The organism is Methylophilus sp., assembly GCF_035460085.1.
Taxonomy (GTDB): Bacteria; Pseudomonadota; Gammaproteobacteria; order Burkholderiales; family Methylophilaceae; genus Methylophilus.
The window spans coordinates 1-2,397 of the sequence record NZ_DATHWZ010000052.1 but is presented as its reverse complement, the minus strand read 5'-3'; the positions used below and the strand labels follow the sequence as shown (position 1 = coordinate 2,397).

2 tRNA genes and 1 rRNA gene are annotated in these 2,397 nt (G+C 51.8%); all 3 read left to right on the top strand.

Annotated elements, in window-relative coordinates:
* The first annotated feature begins 376 nt into the window (after positions 1-376).
* The 3 genes from VK958_RS07880 to VK958_RS07870 all read left to right on the top strand — a co-directional run bounded on the left by VK958_RS07880 (position 377) and on the right by VK958_RS07870 (position 2,299).
* A 16S ribosomal RNA gene (locus tag VK958_RS07880) occupies positions 377-1,913 on the top strand.
* Between the two features lie 198 nt (positions 1,914-2,111).
* Positions 2,112-2,188 (top strand) — tRNA-Ile (locus VK958_RS07875).
* A 35-nt stretch (positions 2,189-2,223) separates the two neighbouring features.
* Positions 2,224-2,299 (top strand) — tRNA-Ala (locus tag VK958_RS07870).
* Positions 2,300-2,397: the final 98 nt, after the last annotated feature.

The window sequence follows — 2,397 nt, the reverse complement described above, 5'->3', positions numbered from 1 at the left end:
TTGACGGCCATCAAAAGCTCTGTATAATGCGCACCTCGTTAACGCAAAGCGGTAACGAAGCTACTAAAAAGTGATTCACTTTTCTGGTATAGAAAAAAGCTCTTTAACAAAATAACAACTGATAAGTGTGGGTGCTTGTGGGAACGAGTCGCTAACTTAGACGCAACTAACTTGTTTAACGTTTACGTTAAATTTAACTTAGTTGTTTGGTTTAAGTGATGCCTCAGAAAAACAAGTGCTTACACTTAAATTTATGACAAGACTGTAGAAATACATTCCTTGGAAATGAATTTGAGTACTCAGCTTGATAATCTCAAGTTGATAAAGCAAAAGCGAAATACCACCTCGCAAGAGGAAAAAGTAATAGTCATACATTAAACTGAAGAGTTTGATCATGGCTCAGATTGAACGCTGGCGGAATGCTTTACACATGCAAGTCGAACGATGAACCTTAGCTTGCTAGGGGGATTAGTGGCGAACGGGTGAGTAATATATCGGAACGTGCCTTGTAATGGGGGATAACTAGTCGAAAGATTAGCTAATACCGCATACGCCCTGAGGGGGAAAGTAGGGGATCTTTGGACCTTACGTTATAAGAGCGGCCGATATCTGATTAGCTAGTTGGTGGGGTAATGGCCTACCAAGGCTTCGATCAGTAGCTGGTCTGAGAGGACGACCAGCCACACTGGAACTGAGACACGGTCCAGACTCCTACGGGAGGCAGCAGTGGGGAATTTTGGACAATGGGCGAAAGCCTGATCCAGCCATTCCGCGTGAGTGAAGAAGGCCTTCGGGTTGTAAAGCTCTTTCGCAAGGGAAGAACACTTAGTCTCTAACATAGACTGAGGTTGACGGTACCTTGATAAGAAGCACCGGCTAACTACGTGCCAGCAGCCGCGGTAATACGTAGGGTGCGAGCGTTAATCGGAATTACTGGGCGTAAAGCGTGCGCAGGCTGTTCTGTAAGTCAGATGTGAAATCCCCGAGCTCAACTTGGGAACTGCGTTTGAAACTGCCAGACTAGAATATGTCAGAGGGGGGTAGAATTCCACGTGTAGCAGTGAAATGCGTAGAGATGTGGAGGAATACCAATGGCGAAGGCAGCCCCCTGGGATAATATTGACGCTCATGCACGAAAGCGTGGGGAGCAAACAGGATTAGATACCCTGGTAGTCCACGCCGTAAACGATTGGTGCTAGACGTTGGCGAGCTTGCTCGTCAGTGTCGCAGCTAACGCGTTAAGCACCCCGCCTGGGGAGTACGGCCGCAAGGTTGAAACTCAAAGGAATTGACGGGGGCCCGCACAAGCGGTGGAGCATGTGGTTCAATTCGACGCAACGCGCAGAACCTTACCAGCCCTTGACATGTGACTCGCCGGGACCAGAGACGGTCCCTTCGGTTCGGCCGGAGTCAACACAGGTGCTGCATGGCTGTCGTCAGCTCGTGTCGTGAGATGTTGGGTTAAGTCCCGCAACGAGCGCAACCCTCGCCCTTAGTTGCCATCATTTAGTTGGGCACTCTAGGGGGACTGCCGGTGATAAGCCGCGAGGAAGGTGGGGATGACGTCAAGTCCTCATGGCCCTTACAGGTTGGGCTACACACGTGCTACAATGGCGGTGACAATGGGATGCAATGGTGCAAGCCTGCGCAAATCTCAAAAAGCCGTCTCAGTTCGGATTGGGGTCTGCAACTCGACCCCATGAAGTCGGAATCGCTAGTAATCGTGGATCAGCATGCCACGGTGAATACGTTCCCGGGCCTTGTACACACCGCCCGTCACACCATGGGAGTTGGCTTTACCTGAAGGCACTGCGCTAACCGCAAGGGGGCAGGTGACCACGGTAGGGTCAGCGACTGGGGTGAAGTCGTAACAAGGTAGCCGTAGGGGAACCTGCGGCTGGATCACCTCCTTTCTAAGGATGATCCCTCAGAAGACACCTCACGTGTCTTCTTTCGGATTTCTTAGAATCATACGGGCCGAGCAATCTTCGGATTGTTCAGGTCCATTTTGCGGGACGCCGCCGTCTACGTTTCTCTTTCTTCATGGACGAGCCCGAGCTGCTCAACGCTTTTTAGAAAGCGGAGCGGCCCGGTCATCAGGACCATTTTTCGGGCTTGTAGCTCAGTTGGTTAGAGCGCGCGCTTGATAAGCGTGAGGTCGGAAGTTCAAGTCTTCCCAGGCCCACCACTTTCATCGAGCGTGAGCATTCGTCTTCTGGTTACGGGGCCATAGCTCAGCTGGGAGAGCGCGTGCTTTGCAAGCATGAGGTCGTCGGTTCAATCCCGACTGGCTCCACCAGCCGGACCGCTACCGCGACAAATGCTCCGCGCATCCGCGCATCGTCGTCCATGAAAACCGAATTCGAATTCGCCGCGTCTCGCGTTGAGATGCCGGCG